This is a genomic window from Limnohabitans sp. 2KL-27, assembly GCF_001269345.1.
GTDB lineage: Bacteria > Pseudomonadota > Gammaproteobacteria > Burkholderiales > Burkholderiaceae_C > Limnohabitans_A.
In genome coordinates this window covers 1,595,601-1,611,828 of sequence record NZ_CXOP01000002.1, presented here as the reverse complement: position 1 = coordinate 1,611,828, position 16,228 = coordinate 1,595,601, and the positions used below count along the sequence as shown (strand labels likewise).

Annotated in this window: 13 protein-coding genes and 1 tRNA gene; 7 read left to right on the top strand and 7 right to left on the bottom strand. The window is 61.7% G+C overall.

Annotation, left to right across the window (positions count from 1 at the left end):
• The first annotated feature begins 37 nt into the window (after positions 1-37).
• From LHAB_RS10595 to LHAB_RS10580, 4 genes are read left to right on the top strand one after another with little or no spacing between them, the layout of a single operon-like run.
• Complete coding sequence (locus tag LHAB_RS10595) at positions 38-1,084, top strand: NAD(P)/FAD-dependent oxidoreductase (RefSeq protein WP_090046112.1); 1,047 nt, start codon at positions 38-40, stop codon at positions 1,082-1,084.
• Between the two features lie 6 nt (positions 1,085-1,090).
• Positions 1,091-1,984, top strand: a complete 894-nt coding sequence (gene gluQRS, locus LHAB_RS10590) for a tRNA glutamyl-Q(34) synthetase GluQRS (RefSeq protein ID WP_090046109.1) — start codon at positions 1,091-1,093, stop codon at positions 1,982-1,984.
• 32 nt (positions 1,985-2,016) lie between these two features.
• Positions 2,017-2,757: a tRNA (guanosine(46)-N7)-methyltransferase TrmB gene (gene trmB / locus LHAB_RS10585; protein ID WP_090046106.1), complete on the top strand. Its 741-nt coding sequence runs from the start codon at positions 2,017-2,019 to the stop codon at positions 2,755-2,757.
• A 1-nt stretch (position 2,758) separates the two neighbouring features.
• Positions 2,759-3,673: a pseudouridine synthase gene (locus tag LHAB_RS10580; RefSeq protein ID WP_090046104.1), complete on the top strand. Its 915-nt coding sequence runs from the start codon at positions 2,759-2,761 to the stop codon at positions 3,671-3,673.
• Between the two features lie 76 nt (positions 3,674-3,749).
• Here the strand turns inward: LHAB_RS10580 and alaS are convergent, their stop codons facing one another.
• Complete coding sequence (gene alaS / locus LHAB_RS10575) at positions 3,750-6,401, bottom strand: alanine--tRNA ligase (RefSeq protein WP_090046102.1); 2,652 nt, start codon at positions 6,399-6,401, stop codon at positions 3,750-3,752.
• A 110-nt stretch (positions 6,402-6,511) separates the two neighbouring features.
• Positions 6,512-7,609, bottom strand: a complete 1,098-nt coding sequence (locus tag LHAB_RS10570) for an NAD(P)H-binding protein (protein WP_228763411.1) — start codon at positions 7,607-7,609, stop codon at positions 6,512-6,514.
• 201 nt (positions 7,610-7,810) lie between these two features.
• On the opposite strand from LHAB_RS10570, the gene LHAB_RS10565 reads away from it, so the two are divergent.
• Complete coding sequence (locus tag LHAB_RS10565) at positions 7,811-9,295, top strand: NAD-dependent succinate-semialdehyde dehydrogenase (protein ID WP_090046100.1); 1,485 nt, start codon at positions 7,811-7,813, stop codon at positions 9,293-9,295.
• Positions 9,296-9,374: 79 nt separating this feature from the next.
• On the opposite strand, the gene LHAB_RS10560 is transcribed toward LHAB_RS10565, so the two are convergent.
• Positions 9,375-10,397 carry a tripartite tricarboxylate transporter substrate binding protein gene (locus LHAB_RS10560; RefSeq protein WP_090046097.1) on the bottom strand — a complete coding sequence of 341 codons (1,023 nt, stop codon included), beginning with the start codon at positions 10,395-10,397 and terminating at the stop codon, positions 9,375-9,377.
• 184 nt (positions 10,398-10,581) lie between these two features.
• Here LHAB_RS10560 and LHAB_RS10555 point away from each other — a divergent pair.
• A tRNA-Gly gene (locus tag LHAB_RS10555) sits at positions 10,582-10,655 on the top strand.
• A gap of 173 nt (positions 10,656-10,828) precedes the next feature.
• Here LHAB_RS10555 and LHAB_RS10550 read toward each other — a convergent pair.
• From LHAB_RS10550 to LHAB_RS10540, 3 genes are all read right to left on the bottom strand, one after another.
• Positions 10,829-11,614 carry a hypothetical protein gene (locus tag LHAB_RS10550; protein WP_090046094.1) on the bottom strand — a complete coding sequence of 262 codons (786 nt, stop codon included), beginning with the start codon at positions 11,612-11,614 and terminating at the stop codon, positions 10,829-10,831.
• A gap of 276 nt (positions 11,615-11,890) precedes the next feature.
• Entirely contained in the window at positions 11,891-12,532 is a 642-nt protein-coding gene (locus tag LHAB_RS10545; protein WP_090046091.1) for a CoA transferase subunit B, read from the bottom strand.
• 1 nt (position 12,533) lies between these two features.
• Positions 12,534-13,241 carry a CoA transferase subunit A gene (locus LHAB_RS10540; RefSeq protein ID WP_090047902.1) on the bottom strand — a complete coding sequence of 236 codons (708 nt, stop codon included), beginning with the start codon at positions 13,239-13,241 and terminating at the stop codon, positions 12,534-12,536.
• A gap of 78 nt (positions 13,242-13,319) precedes the next feature.
• Between LHAB_RS10540 and LHAB_RS10535 the strand changes: the two genes are divergently transcribed.
• Positions 13,320-13,889: a PAS and helix-turn-helix domain-containing protein gene (locus tag LHAB_RS10535; RefSeq protein WP_090046089.1), complete on the top strand. Its 570-nt coding sequence runs from the start codon at positions 13,320-13,322 to the stop codon at positions 13,887-13,889.
• A 12-nt stretch (positions 13,890-13,901) separates the two neighbouring features.
• Here the strand turns inward: LHAB_RS10535 and LHAB_RS10530 are convergent, their stop codons facing one another.
• A complete protein-coding gene (locus LHAB_RS10530) occupies positions 13,902-16,220 on the bottom strand; it encodes an acyl-CoA dehydrogenase family protein (RefSeq protein ID WP_090046086.1) in 2,319 nt (772 codons plus the stop codon).
• Between the last annotated feature and the right edge of the window lie 8 nt (positions 16,221-16,228).

The following is a 16,228-nucleotide window of genomic DNA, read 5'->3' as shown; positions in this document are numbered from 1 at the left end:
GCCACATCGCGCGGCTTTTCTGGGCTAAAGTGGCTGCATGACCACACAACACATCGCCATCATCGGCGTCGGCATGGCCGGCGTCACTTGTGCACGCACCTTGCGCCAAGCTGGGCACAACGTCACTTTGTTCGACAAAAGCCGTGGCCTCGGCGGCCGCATGTCCACCCGCGCCAGCGCGTTTGGCAGCTTTGACCATGGGGCGCAGTACTTCACGGTGCGCGATCCGCGTTTCGAGCTGGCCATCGCCACCGCGCCCGGCGTGTGCAAACCCTGGAGCGCCAACGCGGTGCGCGTGCTGGACCCCAATGGCCGCGTGATCGAGGCCGGCCTGCCCGGCGGTGAGCGCCACTGGGTGGCCACGCCCGGCATGAACGGCCTGGTCAAAGCCTGGGCCGCCCCCTTAGTGGAAGACGGCAATGTCCAGCTGCAAACCCGGGTCACCCAGATCAGCGCGGACCCCCTGAAGAAAAACGGCTGGCAATTGCACACCGAAGGCGATGACGGTGGACAACACATCTATGCCGGTTTCGACAAAGTCATTTTGGCCATCCCGCCTGCCCAAGCGGTCACCTTGCTCAAGACCTCCGGCCTGAGCAACTTGGCCGATCCTCTCAAAGAGGTGCGTGTCGACCCTTGCTGGACGCTGATGCTGGCTTATCCGCAGGCTGTGCAACCGGGTTTGATCACCATCGGCCCACAATGGAATGCCGCCCGCAGCACGCACCACCGCATCGCCTGGATGGCCCGCGAATCGTCCAAACCCGGGCGCGAACGCATCGAGCGCTGGACCGTGCAAGCCAGCGCCCCTTGGTCTGCCGAACACGTCAACGACTCGGCCGAACGCATCACCGGCAAACTGATCAAAGCATTTGCCGAGATCACCGGCATCCGCGCCACCCCGGCCCATGCCGAAGTGCACCGTTGGCTGTACGCCAAAACAGCGCAGCCTTTGGGCCAAAGCTTCTTGTGGTCCAAAACCCAAGGCATTGGACTGTGCGGCGACTGGTGCTTGGGCCACCGGGTCGAAGACGCGTTTGTGTCGGGCCTGGAACTGGCTTTGGCGGTGCTCCAAAAACGCTGACACGGCATGCCTGAGGTTTACACAGGCCGGTTTGCGCCCTCGCCAACCGGCCTTTTGCATGCAGGCTCGCTGGTCGCGGCCTTGGCCAGCTGGCTCGATGCCCGCACCCACGGCGGGCAGTGGCTCGTGCGCATCGAAGACGTGGACACACCCCGCTGCGTGCCCGGGGCTGACCAGGCTATCCTGCAGCAATTGGCCAGCTGTGGCTTGACCCCCGACAGCCCCGTGCTGTGGCAAAGCCAACGTGCGCATGTGTATGCCGCTGCACTGCAAAGCCTGGTCCAGCAAGGCTGGGCCTACCCCTGCGGCTGTTCGCGCAAAGAAATTGAATCTGCCCAAGCGGTGAGCCGGCACAGCGCCGCCTTTTACCCTGGCACTTGCCGGCAGGGCCTCAAAGGCAAACCCGCCCGCGCCTGGCGGCTGAATGTGCAGGCCGTGCAACAAGCCTTGGGCCTGAACGCCGTCACACATTGGTCTGACCGCCGCCTGGGACCGCAACAGCAAAACGTGAGCGAAGAAGTGGGCGACTTTGTGCTGCGCCGCGCCGACGGCTTGTGGGCTTACCAACTGGCCGTGGTGGTGGACGACGCCGCGCAAGGCATCACGCATGTGGTGCGTGGCCAAGACCTGACCGACAACACCGCCAGGCAAATCGTGTTGCAAGCCGCCTTGGGCTTGCCCACCCCGCAGTACCTGCACACGCCCCTGGTGCTGGGCGCGCATGGCGAAAAGCTCAGCAAGCAAAACGGGGCGCTGGCGCTGGATTTGCAAACGCCACAGGCCGCGATGTCCGCGCTGAATGCTGCAGCGCTTGTGCTGGATCTGCCTGCCGTGCCCGCGCAAACCACCCCAGCGCATGCGCTCGATGAGTGGACGGCACTGGGCCGAACACCCCGATAATCACAGGCTTTGCACACACCCACTGCACGCCCATGACGACGCCTGAAGACACCAAGACCGCCCCGGCCGCTGAAGCCCCAGAAGCCAAAGAGGCCCCCTTCATGCGTCAAATCAAAACCTATGTGCTGCGGGCCGGGCGCATGGGCTCAGGCCAAGTCCGGGCGTTTGAGCAATTCGGCCCCCAGTTTTTGGTGCCTTACAGCGCCCAGAGGCTGGATGTGCAGTCGGCCTTCGGGCGCCCTGCCCCGCTGATTTTGGAAATTGGTTTTGGCATGGGCGACGCCACGGCCAAGATCGCGCAGGTGCGTCCGAACGACAATTTTTTGTGCTGCGAGGTGCACGAGCCCGGTGTGGGCGCCTTGCTCAAGCGTTGTGGCGAAGAACACATCGGCAACATCCGCATCGTGCAGCACGATGCCATCGAGGTCATGGACCACATGCTGGGCCCGGACAGCTTGGACGGCGTGCACATCTTCTTTCCGGACCCATGGCACAAGAGCCGCCACCACAAGCGCCGCCTGATCCAGTCGCCCTTTATCCAGCGCCTGGCCCAGCACATCAAGCCCGGCGGCTACCTGCACCTGGCCACCGACTGGCAGCCGTACTCTGAACAGATGATGGGCGTAATGCGCGCCGAGCCCTTGCTGGCCAACACCAGCGATGCCGGCGACGGCTTTGCCACCAAGCCCGATTACCGACCACTGACCAAGTTTGAAAACCGGGGCCTGAAACTCGGTCACGGCGTGTGGGACCTGGTGTTCCGCCGGATCTGACATGACCCGTTCGGGACGCGTTGCCCAAATGCCGATGCACGAGGGCGTGAGCGCCAGTGTGGTGGCCGTGCCAGCTGGCCATTGGCCTAGCCTGCTGGACTTTTTGGTGCAGCGCATGCCCGGCATCCCGCGCAGTGAATGGGCGCTCCGTCTGGAACAAGGGCTGGTGCTGCAAGAAAGCGGGCAAAGCGCCCAAGCCGATCAGCCCTGTCTGGCGGGTCAGCGTTTTTTTTATTACCGCAACGTGCGCGACGAGCCCCCACTGCCCCGGCAAGCGGCGGTGGTGTACGAAGACGATCACCTGCTGGTCGCGGACAAGCCGCATTTCATGCCCGTGACCCCATCGGGCCCCTATGTGCAGCAATGCCTGCTGGTGCAGCTCAAGCGCCTGAGCGGTCAGGCCGAGCTGGTGCCCTTGCACCGCATTGACCGCGAAACGGCAGGCTTGGTGCTGTTTGGCAAGCGGCTGCGCGAACGCGATGCTTACCACGGCCTGTTTCGCGACCACCGCATTCACAAGATTTACCAGGCTGTGGCCGCGCACCGCCCCGAGCTGCCACTGCCGCGTGTGCACACCAGCCGCCTGGCCGAAGACCCGGCGCATTTTTTCAAGATGCGCGAAGTCGAGGGTGAGCCCAACAGCGAAACCCGCATCGCCCTGCTGCAGGCCCAGGGATCCCGTGCGCTGTACCAGCTCGAGCCCGTCTCGGGCAAACGCCACCAGTTGCGCGTGCACATGATGGCCATGGGCATGCCGATAGAGGGTGACCAGTTTTACCCCCAGGTTTTGCGGGGGCCCCATGCGCCTGAAGACTTCGGACAGCCCCTGCAGCTGCTGGCCCATTCAGTCGAGTTCACCGACCCACTGTCGGGGCAAGCCCGTCAGTTCACCACTCGCCAAGAACTTTTGCTCTGAGCTTGGCCTCGGCCTGGTCCAATCGGCCCAAAAAAAAGGCACCTCCCAGTGAAGGGAGATGCCTTTTATCAGCCCATCAGACCCGCTCGGTCACCCAGGCCTGCACACTGGCCATCGCAGCAGGCAATGCCGCAGGATGGGTGCCACCGGCCATCGCCATGTCGGGCTTGCCGCCACCTTTGCCGCCCACTTGCCCAGCCACAAAGCTGGCCAACTCGCCCGCCTTGACTTTGCCTGTGGTGTCGGCGGTCACGCCCGCTGCAATCTGCACCTTCTCACCGTCCACAGCGGTGAGCAAGATCACGGCGGTTTTCAGCTTGTCTTTGAGCTTGTCCACCGTGTCGCGCAGGGTCTTGGCGTCCGCACCTTCCAGCTGAGCCACCAAGAGCTTGACACCCTTGATGTCCACGGCTTGGGTCATCAGCTCGTCACCCTGGGCAGAAGCCAGCTTGCCTTTGGCGGCAGCCAGTTCTTTTTCCAGCGCCTTGACCTGGTCCAGCACTTGGGCGATGCGGGCGTTCAACTCGGCCGGTTGGGCTTTGAGCGTGCCTGCGGCTTGGCTCACGGTGTCTTCGAGTGACTGCAGATAAGCCAAGGCATTCGCACCGGTCACCGCCTCGATGCGGCGCACGCCAGCGGCCACGCCGCCTTCGCTCACGATTTTGAACAGGCCAATGTCGCCCGTGGCTTTGACGTGGGTGCCGCCGCAAAGCTCACGGCTGGAGCCGATGTCGAGCACGCGCACGGTCTCGCCGTATTTCTCGCCAAACAGCATCATGGCGCCCGTTTTCTGGGCGCTTTCGATGTCCATCACACGCGCTTGCGCGGCGGCGTTGGCCAAAATTTCGGCGTTGACCTGGGCTTCGATCTGACGGATCTCGGCGTCGGTCACGGGCGCGTTGTGCGCAAAGTCAAAACGGGTGCGCTCGGCGTTGACCAAGCTGCCCTTTTGCTGCACATGGCTGCCCAGCACCTCGCGCAGGGCTTTGTGCATCAGGTGGGTGGCACTGTGGTTGCTCACGGTGGCAGCACGCAGGCCCAAGTCCACATGCGCCTGCACCGCATCGCCCACTTTGAGGCTGCCCGATGTCATTTCGCCATGGTGGCCAAACACATCGGCCTTGATCTTGAGGGTGTCGGCCACGTTGAACTGGCCGCCAGCGTTGTGCAGCAGGCCTTGGTCGCCCACTTGGCCGCCGGACTCGGCGTAAAACGGTGTGGTGTCCAGCACCACCACGCCAGCCTGCCCAGCCTTCAGCTCGGTCACGGCGTTGCCGTCAGCGTACAAGGCCAGCACTTTGGCATGGGCTGTCAGGTCGTCGTAGCCCACAAAGTCGTTGCCTGCACCGGTGTACTCCAGCGCCTTGTCCATCTTGAACTTGCCGGCCGCGCGGGCCTGGGCTTTTTGCTTTTCCATGGCGGTGGCGAAGCCCGCTTCGTCCACGCTCAAACCGCGCTCGCGGCACACGTCGGCCGACAGGTCGAGCGGAAAGCCATAGGTGTCGTGCAGCTTGAAGGCCACCTCGCCGGGCAGCACTTTCACGCCACCGGCCAATGCGGCATCCAGAATCTGCATGCCGGTTTCCAGCGTCTCAAAGAAGCGCTCTTCCTCGATGCGCAAGATGTCGGTGATGCGCTCGGCCTGGTTGGCCAGGTTGGGGTAGGCATCCCCCATGAGCTGGACCAGATCGGGCACCAGTTTGTGGAAAAACGGGGTCTTTTTGCCGAGCAAGTACCCATGGCGGATGGCGCGGCGGATGATGCGGCGCTGCACATAACCCCGGCCTTCGTTGCTGGGCACCACGCCGTCGCTCACCAAAAACGCGGTGGCGCGGATGTGGTCGGCGATCACGCGCAAAGATTTGTTGCTCAGGTCGGCGCAGCCGGTTTCGCGGGAAGCGGCCTTGATCAGCGCATCAAAAATGTCGATTTCGTAGTTGCTGTGAACATGCTGCAAGATGGCGGCCAAGCGCTCCAGGCCCATGCCGGTGTCCACGCATGGCGCGGGCAGCGGCGTCACCGCGCCGGTTTCGTCCATGTTGAACTGCATGAACACGTTGTTCCAGATCTCGATGAAACGGTCGCCGTCTTCGTCGGGGCTGCCGGGTGGGCCGCCGGGAATGTGCGCGCCGTGGTCATAAAAAATCTCGGAGCACGGGCCGCAAGGGCCGGTGTCGGCCATCATCCAGAAGTTGTCTGACTTGTAGCGGCCGCCCTTGTTGTCGCCAATGCGGATGATGCGGTTTTCTGCTTGGATGCGCTCAGGCGTCCAGCCGGCTTTGACGAAAATGCCCTCCCAAATCGCATGGGCCTCGTCGTCTTCCATGTAAACCGTGGCGTACAGCTTGTCGGCAGGCAGCTTGTAGACCTCGGTCAACAGCTCCCACGCCCATTGCAGCGATTCGCGCTTGAAATAGTCGCCAAACGACCAGTTGCCCAGCATCTCGAAAAAGGTGTGGTGGCGGGCGGTGTAGCCCACGTTTTCCAGATCGTTGTGCTTGCCACCGGCCCGCAGGCAGGCCTGCACCGAGGCGGCGCGCACATACGAGCGCTTGTCCGAGCCCAAAAACACGTCTTTGAACTGGACCATGCCCGAGTTGGTGAACATCAAGGTGGGGTCGTTGCCCGGCACCAAGGGACTGGACGCCACCACGGTGTGCCCTTTGGACTCAAAAAAGTCCAAAAAGGTCTTGCGAATGTCGGAGACAGAGAATGTGGCTTGGCTCATGGGGTGTTTCGCTCAAAGTGCAACCGTGCATTATAAGTTTGGCCTTTCGCACCTGATGCGTGCGAAAAGCGCACGGTCTTGAAGCCCTGAAGCGCGTTGCTCAAACCCGCTTAAAAAACGGCATGTTCCCCGCGATCGGGCGCGACCTCACCTTTGACCCATCGGGCGTAAGCATCAAAAAGCGTTTGTGAGCCGTGTGAGGGGGTGGCCTGCGCATCGTAGCGCTGGGCCTGAGCGTCCCAGACCAACATGGATTCGGTGGCGTAGTACCGCCCAATGCGGGCCAGCTCGGCCTTGTTTGCAGCCGCAGGAATGAGCTTGCCCAACACGCTCAACACACCCACGATGACATCCATCAGGCCCACTGGAACACGCTTGTAGCGAGGGGGCATTCCCAACAAAGCAAACAAATGCTCGCCTTGCTCCCGTGGCGTGATGGCAGGCCCCGGCCCCCCGATGGGCAAGATTTGGTTGTGCCGCGACACATCGTCCAGGCATCCCACCAGAAAATCGGCCAAATCGTCGTCGCTGATGGGCTTGCAGGCGGTCAACTGACCGTCACCAAAAATCAAGAATGGTTTGCCTTGTTTGACACGATCGAGCTGGCCCGACAGCGACTTGAAAAAAGCGGTTGGGCGCACGATGGAATAGGTCATGCCTGATTCAATCAGGGCTTTTTCAAAGGCCAGCTTGGCATGCTGAAAAGCCAGCAAGGGCTTTTGCACGCAGATGGCCGACAGTTGCACAAAATGCCGCACACCTGCAGCTTGTGCCGCTTTCAGCGCATCCACATGGGCCTGGTGATCGACTCGCCACGCGTCTTGAGGAGAACCCGTGCGCGAGGCCATGCAAGAGACCACCGCATCAAAACGGGCTTGAGTGAAAGATGGTTGGTTCCAAACTTCTGGATCGGCCGCATGGCCCCGCACCACGGTGGCCCCAGCCAGACATTCAGACAGACGTGTATCGGCTTGCGTTGCGCCCACGCCTTGGCGCGGCCTCACCAGACAAACCACCTCGTGTCCACGCAAAAGCAGTGCCCGTGCAGTGGCCATGCCGATTGTGCCGGTCGCCCCGAGCAAAAGCACACGCATGCCAGACTTGGACGCCAAACCGGACACAGGCGATGGTGTGGTGGCGTTTGGACCATTCAGATGGCTGGACGACTGGTCAATGGTCACGCCGCGAACTCCCGAAATTTCAGACATTCCATGTTACTGTTTTTCTACCGTCCGATGCCTCACTTTGAAGAATGCTGACGCGCGGCAGATCACAAGAAAGCCGCATAATTGGTTGTCCAAGAGGCGCATCTCACAAGGACAGATTCACATCTGCTCTGATTTTTTTCGCCATGTTCACATCTTTACCGGCCCACCAGATGCCGGGTATTCACTGACCACCTTGAAACCATGACCACATCGCCCCTCGCCTTGCTCAATGATCCCAGTTTGCTCAAGACCGACGCCCTGATCAATGGGCAATGGGTTGCTGGCAGCAGCCGTTTTGACATCACCGACCCCGCCACGGGAGCCGTGTTGGCCTCTGTGGCCAATCTCGGCCCAGCTGAGACCGAAGCCGCCATCGCGGCGGCCAACGCCGCCTGGCCGGCCTGGAAAGCCAAAACCGCCAAAGAGCGCAGCATCATCTTGCGCAAGTGGTACGACCTGCTGATGGCCAATCAGGACGATCTGGGCCGCATCATGACCGCTGAACAAGGCAAGCCATTTCCTGAAGCCAAAGGCGAAGTGGCCTACGGTGCCAGCTTTGTGGAGTGGTTCGCTGAAGAGGCCAAGCGCATCAACGGCGAGACCTTGCCGCAGTTCGACAACAACCGCCGCCTGTTGGTGCTCAAGCAGCCGATCGGGGTCTGCGCGGCCATCACGCCTTGGAACTTTCCGCTGGCCATGATCACCCGCAAAGTCGCGCCGGCTCTGGCGGCGGGCTGCCCGGTCATCATCAAGCCGGCCGAACTCACGCCCCTCACGGCCTTGGCTGCAGCCGAGTTGGCCATCCGCGCCGGCATTCCCGCAGGCGTGCTCAACATGGTCACCGCCGACGCCGACAACTCGATTGCCGTAGGCAAGGTCTTGTGCGCCAGCGACGTGGTGCGCCACATCAGCTTCACCGGCTCCACCGAGGTGGGCCGCATCCTGATGGCGCAGTCTGCGCCCACCGTCAAGAAAATGTCGCTCGAACTCGGCGGCAACGCCCCCTTCATCGTGTTCGAAGACGCCGACATCGACAGCGCCGTGGAAGGCGCGTTTGCCAGCAAATACCGCAACGCCGGCCAGACCTGCGTGTGTTCCAACCGCTTTTATGTCCAAGAAGGCGTGTACGACGAGTTTGTCAAAAAATTCGCGGCCAAAGTGCAGACGGCCAAAGTGGGCAACGGCTTTGAAGACGGTGTGAACCAAGGCCCCTTGATCGAAGAAGCGGCCTTGACCAAAGTGCAGCGCCATGTGGACGACGCCGTGGCCAAAGGCGGCCGTGTGGTGGTCGGGGGCAAGCGCCTGTCAGGCATGGGCTCGGGCCAATTTTTTGAGCCCACCGTGGTGGCCGATGCCACGGCCGACATGCTGTGCGCGAAAGAAGAAACCTTCGGCCCCTTTGCGCCGATCTTCAAGTTCAAGACCGAGCAAGAAGCGGTGGATGCGGCCAACAACACCGAATTCGGGCTGGCGAGCTACTTCTACAGCCGCGACGTGGGCCGCATCTTCCGTGTGAGCGAGGCGCTGGAGTACGGCATGGTCGGCATCAACGTCGGCATATTGGCCACCGAGCATGTGCCGTTTGGGGGCGTCAAGCAGTCGGGCCTGGGCCGTGAAGGCTCACACCACGGCATGGATGACTACGTGGAAATCAAATTCCTGTGCATGGGTGACATCCTGAAATGAGCGCCTGAAAGGACAAAAGCCGCCCGCCAGGCGGACGGCTTTTGAAGCCTCGCATCCAGGCACCCGTGGGTGCCTTTTTTCACGACTTTCTGGCCAAGCCCAAACGCTCAATGGTGGCGCGTTCGGCCTCAAAAGTGCGGGCACCGTAGCGGGTGTACTCCTCGGTCCCCATGTAAATCACGGGCTGGAAGAAACGGTCCAGCGTCTCCAGCACCTTGGGGTCTTCCAGCGTTTTCTTGAACGCATCGTGCAACACACGCACCACGGCCGGGTCCATGCCTTTGGGGCCGCCAATGCCAAACGGCGATTCGGTGATCGTGTCCCAGCCACTTTCTTTGACGGTGGGAATGTCCGGAAATGCTTTGGTGCGGTTGCGCCCCAGCGTGGCCAACAAGCGCAGCTTGCCCTCTTTGACCAGCGGTGCAAATTCGGTGGTGCCACTCATCACGCGGATGTGCCCGCCCAAAATCGCCTGCATCAGCTCGGCCGAACCTTTGTAGGGAATGTGGTTGAGCTCAATGCCCGCTTTTTGTGAAAACTCTTCGATCGCCAGGTGAGGCGTGGTGCCTGTACCCGTGCTGCCGTATTCCACTTTGCCGGGGTTGGCCTTGGCATAGGCCACCATCTCTTTGAGGGTCTTGAATGGAGCGTCCATCGTCGCCACCAGGCCAAAGGTATAGCCGGTCAGGCAAGCGATGTGGGTGAGGTCTTTGACCGGGTCGAAGGCCATTTTTTGCATGTGCGGCAAACGGTAAACGCCCAGCGGAAGTTGCGTGAGCATGTAGCCGTCGGGACGGGCATTGACCATGGCAGTGGCCCCCAAGGTGCCACCGGCACCTGGCCGGTTGTCCACAATGACCGACACGCCCAAGGAGCGGGAGGCACTTTCGGCAAAAGCCCGCATGACGGCATCGCTGCTGCCACCGGGTGGCCAAGGCGCGATCAAGGTGATGGGCTTGTTGGGAAATGCGCTCTGTGCCCAAACGCTGCTGCTCATCAGCGCGGGAGCGGCCATGCCGGCCAAAATACCGGCCATGCCTTGCAGGGTGTGGCGGCGCTCAGTTTCGGGGGCCTGCTCCACTTTGGAGTTGTCAATCGTCATGAGGGGGTCCTTCTTGTCGGTCTGCGGATGTTTCAATTTATGCAGACTGCGATGCCCCGTCCACCGGGTAAATCCCCAGAGAGCATGGGAACGCGTCACACCTGCGACAAACCCGCCGAGGGGGCATGGGCGTCAGTTCTTTTGGAACGATCGCTGCCTGAGCGCAAGTACAATCCATGTCATTGCGGGTGTCGTTCAATGGTAGGACTCTTGCTTCCCAAGCAAATAACGTGGGTTCGATTCCCATCACCCGCTCCAACTTTTTCGCCCCATCCAAGAAGGCCCTGCAAGGGGCCTTCGGCATTTCCCCCTCGACCATTCGCACTGCATCGGACTTTCAGCGCGGCGTGCTCAGGTGATCACCGCCAACGCCAGATCAGGCACTGCATCTTTGGTCACCGCCCCAAATGTTGCGCCCAAAGCCACCAGGCTCAGGGGCTTTTGACGCTCTCTTGCAAGGCCACGGTGGTGACGCTGGCGTCCGGCAAGCGCAGTCGAACACCCTGGAAATAAAGCTGGGCTTGTTGTGGCTGCTCAAAATGGACCGTCCAGGGCGCTGTGCCATAGACACTTCGGGCTTCGCTCGACCGCAAGGACAACACGGTGCTGCGGCCTGAACCGTCGATCACGCAAATTGCCCCCGATTTTTGAGCCACGACGTACACCATGTCGCCCGCTTTGCTGGGGCTGGCTGGCGTGAGCACGGCAGCCGCCTGATTTTTCTGACACAAGTCAGTCGCAGCAAGCGCCTTCTCAGCCGGAAGGGGTGCGGGTACGGGTGCGGGTGCAGCGACCGCTGCAGGTGCAGGCGAGGACAAAGCGGCAACTGTCGGCCCAGTCTCGGGCTGGGCGGGCGGGGCCCCATGGGAAGTCGATGCAGGCCACAGTGGCCAGGCGCGACCTACCGAGCCATGCTGCTGGAACCAAGCCGCGCCAACCACCAACAAACCCACGGTCAACAAGCAAGCCAGCAGCCAGCGATGTGGGCGAGCCAAACCCGATGGGGCTTGCGCGGCTTGGGCTCTTTGTTGCGACAACGCGATCAGCTCTTCCACCACCGAAGGAACGCCAACCCCAGGCGTATCGTCCATGGAGCGAATCACCGAGGCGGGATCCCCCCCGAGCAAGTGGGCCACCTTGCGGGCTGCGGTTTCCTTGATGGCCGGCGTGTAAAACAGCGATGTCCCACCCGACTCCAATTGGAGAATTTGGGCCACGGACAAATTGGCCCTGCTGGCCAGCGCGGTGACATCACAGCGCTGAGAGACGCGCCATTCTCTAAGCAGCTCGCCTCGGACGCGGTCTGAAGAGGGGTTCGACATTCTGGCCACCAGAAAAAAATCCCATCTTGCACGAACTTTTTCCAATATTGAATAAGGAAAAACCCACAAGCATTTTTTTATTTTTCTTTTGTATTCAAAAAATTCAAGAAACATCAAAAATAAAAAAACCGCAACGAATTGCGGTTTTGATGGGGCCAAGTGCGAATCTGCTCAAAAGATCAGCTTCACACCCGTCTTGCTTTGCAGTTGCTCGGGCGTCACGCCAGGGGCCAGCTCCACCACTTTCAGACCCGCGTCCGTCACGTCCATCACAGCCAGATCGGTGATGATGCGGTCCACCACACCGACCCCGGTCAGAGGCAAAGTGCAGCTGGGCAAAATCTTCAGGTCTTCGGTGCCGTCTTTCTTCTTGGCCACGTGTTCCATCAGGATGATCACGCGCTTGACGCCCGCCACCAAGTCCATCGCGCCGCCCATGCCCTTGACCATCTTGCCGGGAATCATCCAGTTGGCCAGATCGCCCTTTTCGCTCACCTGCATGGCGCCGAGGATCGACAGGTTGATCTTGCCGCCGCGGATCATGGCAAACGACTGCTCGCTGCCAAAGATGGACGAGCCCTTGATGGTCGTCACGGTCTGCTTGCCGGCGTTGATCAGGTCGGCATCGACCTCGTCTTCGTTCGGGAAAGGGCCAATGCCCAGCATGCCGTTTTCGCTTTGCAGCCAGACTTCTTTGTCTGCAGGCACAAAGTTGGCCACCAGCGTGGGGATGCCGATGCCCAAGTTCACATAAAAACCGTCTTCCAGTTCGTGGGCCGCACGGGCGGCCATTTGGTCTTGATTCCAGCTCATATCAGACTCCCGCCTTTTCAGTGATGGTGCGTTTTTCGATGCGCTTTTCCGGTGTCGCGTTCAGCACAATGCGGTGCACATAAATGCCGGGCAGGTGCACGCTGTCGGGGTGCATGGTACCGGTCTCGACGATCTCCTCGACCTCAACCACACAGATCTTGCCGGCCATGGCCACCGCAGGGTTGAAGTTGCGCGAGGTGTAGCGAAACTGCAGGTTGCCGGACTTGTCGGCGCGGTGCGCCTTGACCAGCGACACATCGGGCACCAAAGAGCGCTCTATCACATAGGTCTCGCCGTCGAACTCGCGCAGCTCTTTGCCATCGGCCACCAAAGTGCCCACACCGGTCTTGGTGAAAAACGCCGGGATGCCCGCGCCGCCTGCGCGCAGCTTTTCGGCCAGCGTGCCCTGGGGGGTGAATTCCAAAGCCAGCTCGCCGGCCAGGTATTGGCGCTCGAACTCCTTGTTTTCGCCCACATAAGAAGAGATCATTTTTTTGATCTGGCGGGTTTGCAGCAGCAGGCCCAGCCCAAAGTCGTCGACGCCCGCGTTGTTGGAAATTGCGGTCAAGTTCTGAACCCCGCTGTCGCGCAGGGCGGCAATCAGGGCTTCGGGAATGCCGCACAGGCCAAAACCGCCCACGCCAATGAGTTGTCCATCAGCCACGATGCCCTTCAAGGCCTCGGCTGCGGAAGGATAAATCTTGTTCACGCCAATCTCCAATCAGAGGATGAAAACGCTACGATACTACGTAATCAAATACGTAGTTTTTCGTAATGGTGTGCCCTGATGCCTGAACCCGACAATGACATCGATTACCGCCTGGCCTTTGATCTGGCCCCCATCGGCATGGTGCTCTCGCGCAACCGCGCCATCATCGACTGCAACCAGCGCGTGTGCGAGATGTTTGGGGTCAACCGCGAACAACTGATCGGTCAAAGCTTTCAGCTGCTCTACCCCAGCGCCGACGAGTACGAACGCACCGGACAGCGCATCACCCCGATTCTGAACGCCAAGGGCGTGTACGCGGATGACCGCGTGATGAAGCGCGTGGACGGCCGCTTCAAGGGCGAGACCTTTTGGTGCCATGTGACCGGGCGCGCCCTGAACCGCGACGCACCCCACGAAGCCGGCATCTGGACTTTTGAAGACCTGTCCGCCCGCAAACCCGTGAAAGCCGAACTCACCGCCCGCGAACGCGAAGTTGCCGCCCACCTGATGGACGGCCTGACCAGCAAAGAGATCGGCAAAGCCCTGGGCATCAGCCACCGCACGGTGGAAATCTACCGCGTGAAACTCATGCGCAAATACCAAGCTTCAGGGGCGGCGGATTTGATTCAGAAGTTGATGCGGGGGTGAGCCTGAAGAGACTCAGCCTCTGGGCAAACTCGCCACCCGCCGCAAATGCTGCGTCACCCCGCCAAACTGCTGCTCGATCACGGTGAGCCGTTTGAAGCCATGGCCCACGGCCAGCTCGTCGGTCATGCCCATGCCGCCATGCAACTGCACCGCGCCCTGCCCCACCAGCCTTGCCGCGCCCAGCACCGTCACATGGGCCGATGACACGCGCTCAGCGCGGCGTTCCGGGCTGTCGCTGGCCACATCGGCGCAAGCGCCCACGGCGGCAGCGGCTTGCACCAGCGCGAGGTACATGTCGGCCATGCGGTGTTGCAGGGCCTGAAATGCCGCCAAGGGCTGCCCGAATTGTTTGCGCTGGTTGGTGTAGTTCAGCGTGTCGCGCATCAGGGCCTGCATCACGCCCACGGCCTCGGCGCCTGCGGCCAGCGTCGCGGTGTCCCACGCTTGCGTGAGTGCAGCGATTGCGTCGCCTTGGCCGATGAGGGCTTGCACGGGCGCTTGGTCAAATGCCAGCTCGGCGGCCCAGGCACCGTCGATCAGGCGCACATCGCGCCGCTGCACGCCGCTGGCTGCAGGGTCGACCAAGCAGATACGCAACTGGCCTGCGTCATCTCTTGCACTCACCAGCCAGTGTGTGGCCCCGGGTGCGCCGCGCACCAAGGCTTTGCGCCCGCTGATGTCCAGCTGGCCGTTCGTGTGGTGCAAGCGGGTCTGCACCCGGCTGAGGTCCGTGCGCCCTGCAGGCTCCAAGGCCGCCACGGCCAAGCGCACTTGGCCGACGGCCAGGCCTTGCAGCAAAACGTCAGCCGCCGGGTCGCCCAGCGCCTGCAGCAAGTTGGCACCCAGCACGGCAGAAGTGCTGTAAAGCTCGCCCACCAAAGCCGCGCCCAGGGCCTGGCAGATCAGCATTTGCTCGGGCAAACCACCGCCCATGCCCCCCAGGTGTTCAGGGAGCGCCGCGCCCAAGAGGCCCAGCTCGTGCGCCAAACCTTGCCACAGCGGCCCGATCGCCTCTGGCGTGGCAATCATTAGCGTCCGCTTGTCAAACGGACATTTGTCTTGCAGCCAGCCTTGCAGACTGGCCAGCAGCATGGCCTGTGTCTCGTCCAGCGGCAGCAGAGGCTCCACCACCTCGGCCCCCAGAACGTGGCGGGCAATCAGGTTGCGCTGGACTTCATTGGTGCCACCATAAATCGACGCAGCACGGTCATTCAAATAGGCCCGCGTGGCAAAAACCGACTCCTCAGGCACCGCCAGCGTGTGGGCACAGGCCTCCTCGATGGTCAGGCTGCTGGCGCCGTAGGGGCCTGCGATGTCCAGGCCCAGCTCGGTCAGGTGCTGCTTGAGCTCGGTCGCCAGCACCTTGCCCATCGAGGGTGCCGCAGGCATCCAGGCAGGCTGTGTGCCGCCGCCAATGCGGGCGGTCAGCACTTGTTGCTCCCAGGCGTGCAAAGCGTCGATGCGGCACTGCGCGTTGGCCAAACTCAGAGCGATGTCTTCGTGCTCGGAGTCCGCTGTGCCTGGCGCAAAGGCTTCTTGCAAGGACTCGCGCAGGCGGGCCAGCCGCCCCCGCAAGAACGGCGCAGACGAGCCGCCTCGCTCGTGCTCCAGCAAAAATTTGGCAATGGTCCAGCCCTGATTTTCTTCGCCAATCAGGGCATCGGCCGGCACGCGGGCCTCGTCAAAAAAGACCTGGTTGAATTCGTGGTCGCCCGAGATGCTGATGATTGGGCGAATCTGGATGCCCGGGTTGTTCAGCTCGAACATCAAAAAGCTGATGCCTTGCTGGGGCTTGCCGCTGTTGTCGGTGCGCACCAAGCAGAACATGTGCGTGGCGCGGTGGGCGTGGGTGGTCCAGATTTTGGAGCCGTTGATCACCCATTCGTTCCCTTCTCGGCGGGCACGGCATTGCAGCGATGCCAAGTCGGAACCCGACCCGGGCTCGCTGTAGCCCTGGCACCAGTAGCTGACGCCGTTGCGGATGTCCGCGAGCCAACGCTCTTTTTGGGCCTGCGTGCCAAACGCCACCAGCACGGGCGCGGCCATCACCAGCCCCAGGGGGGAGACTTTGGGGGCGTCGGCCGCGGCCATCTCGCTGGCAAAAATGTCGTGTTGCTTGGGCGTCCAGCCGCAGCCACCCCACGCCACCGGCCAGTGGGGCGCCCCCCAGCCGCGCTTGGCCAAAACCCGCTGCCAAGGGATGCCGACCTCGTAGTCTGAAAAAATGCCCGAGGTGCGGTGTCCGCCCAGACGAATTTCGTCGGTCAACTCGGCCGCCAAAAAGGCCCGCACCTCGTCACGAAAAGCCAGCTCTTCATTGTTCAAAGTCATGGTTGTTT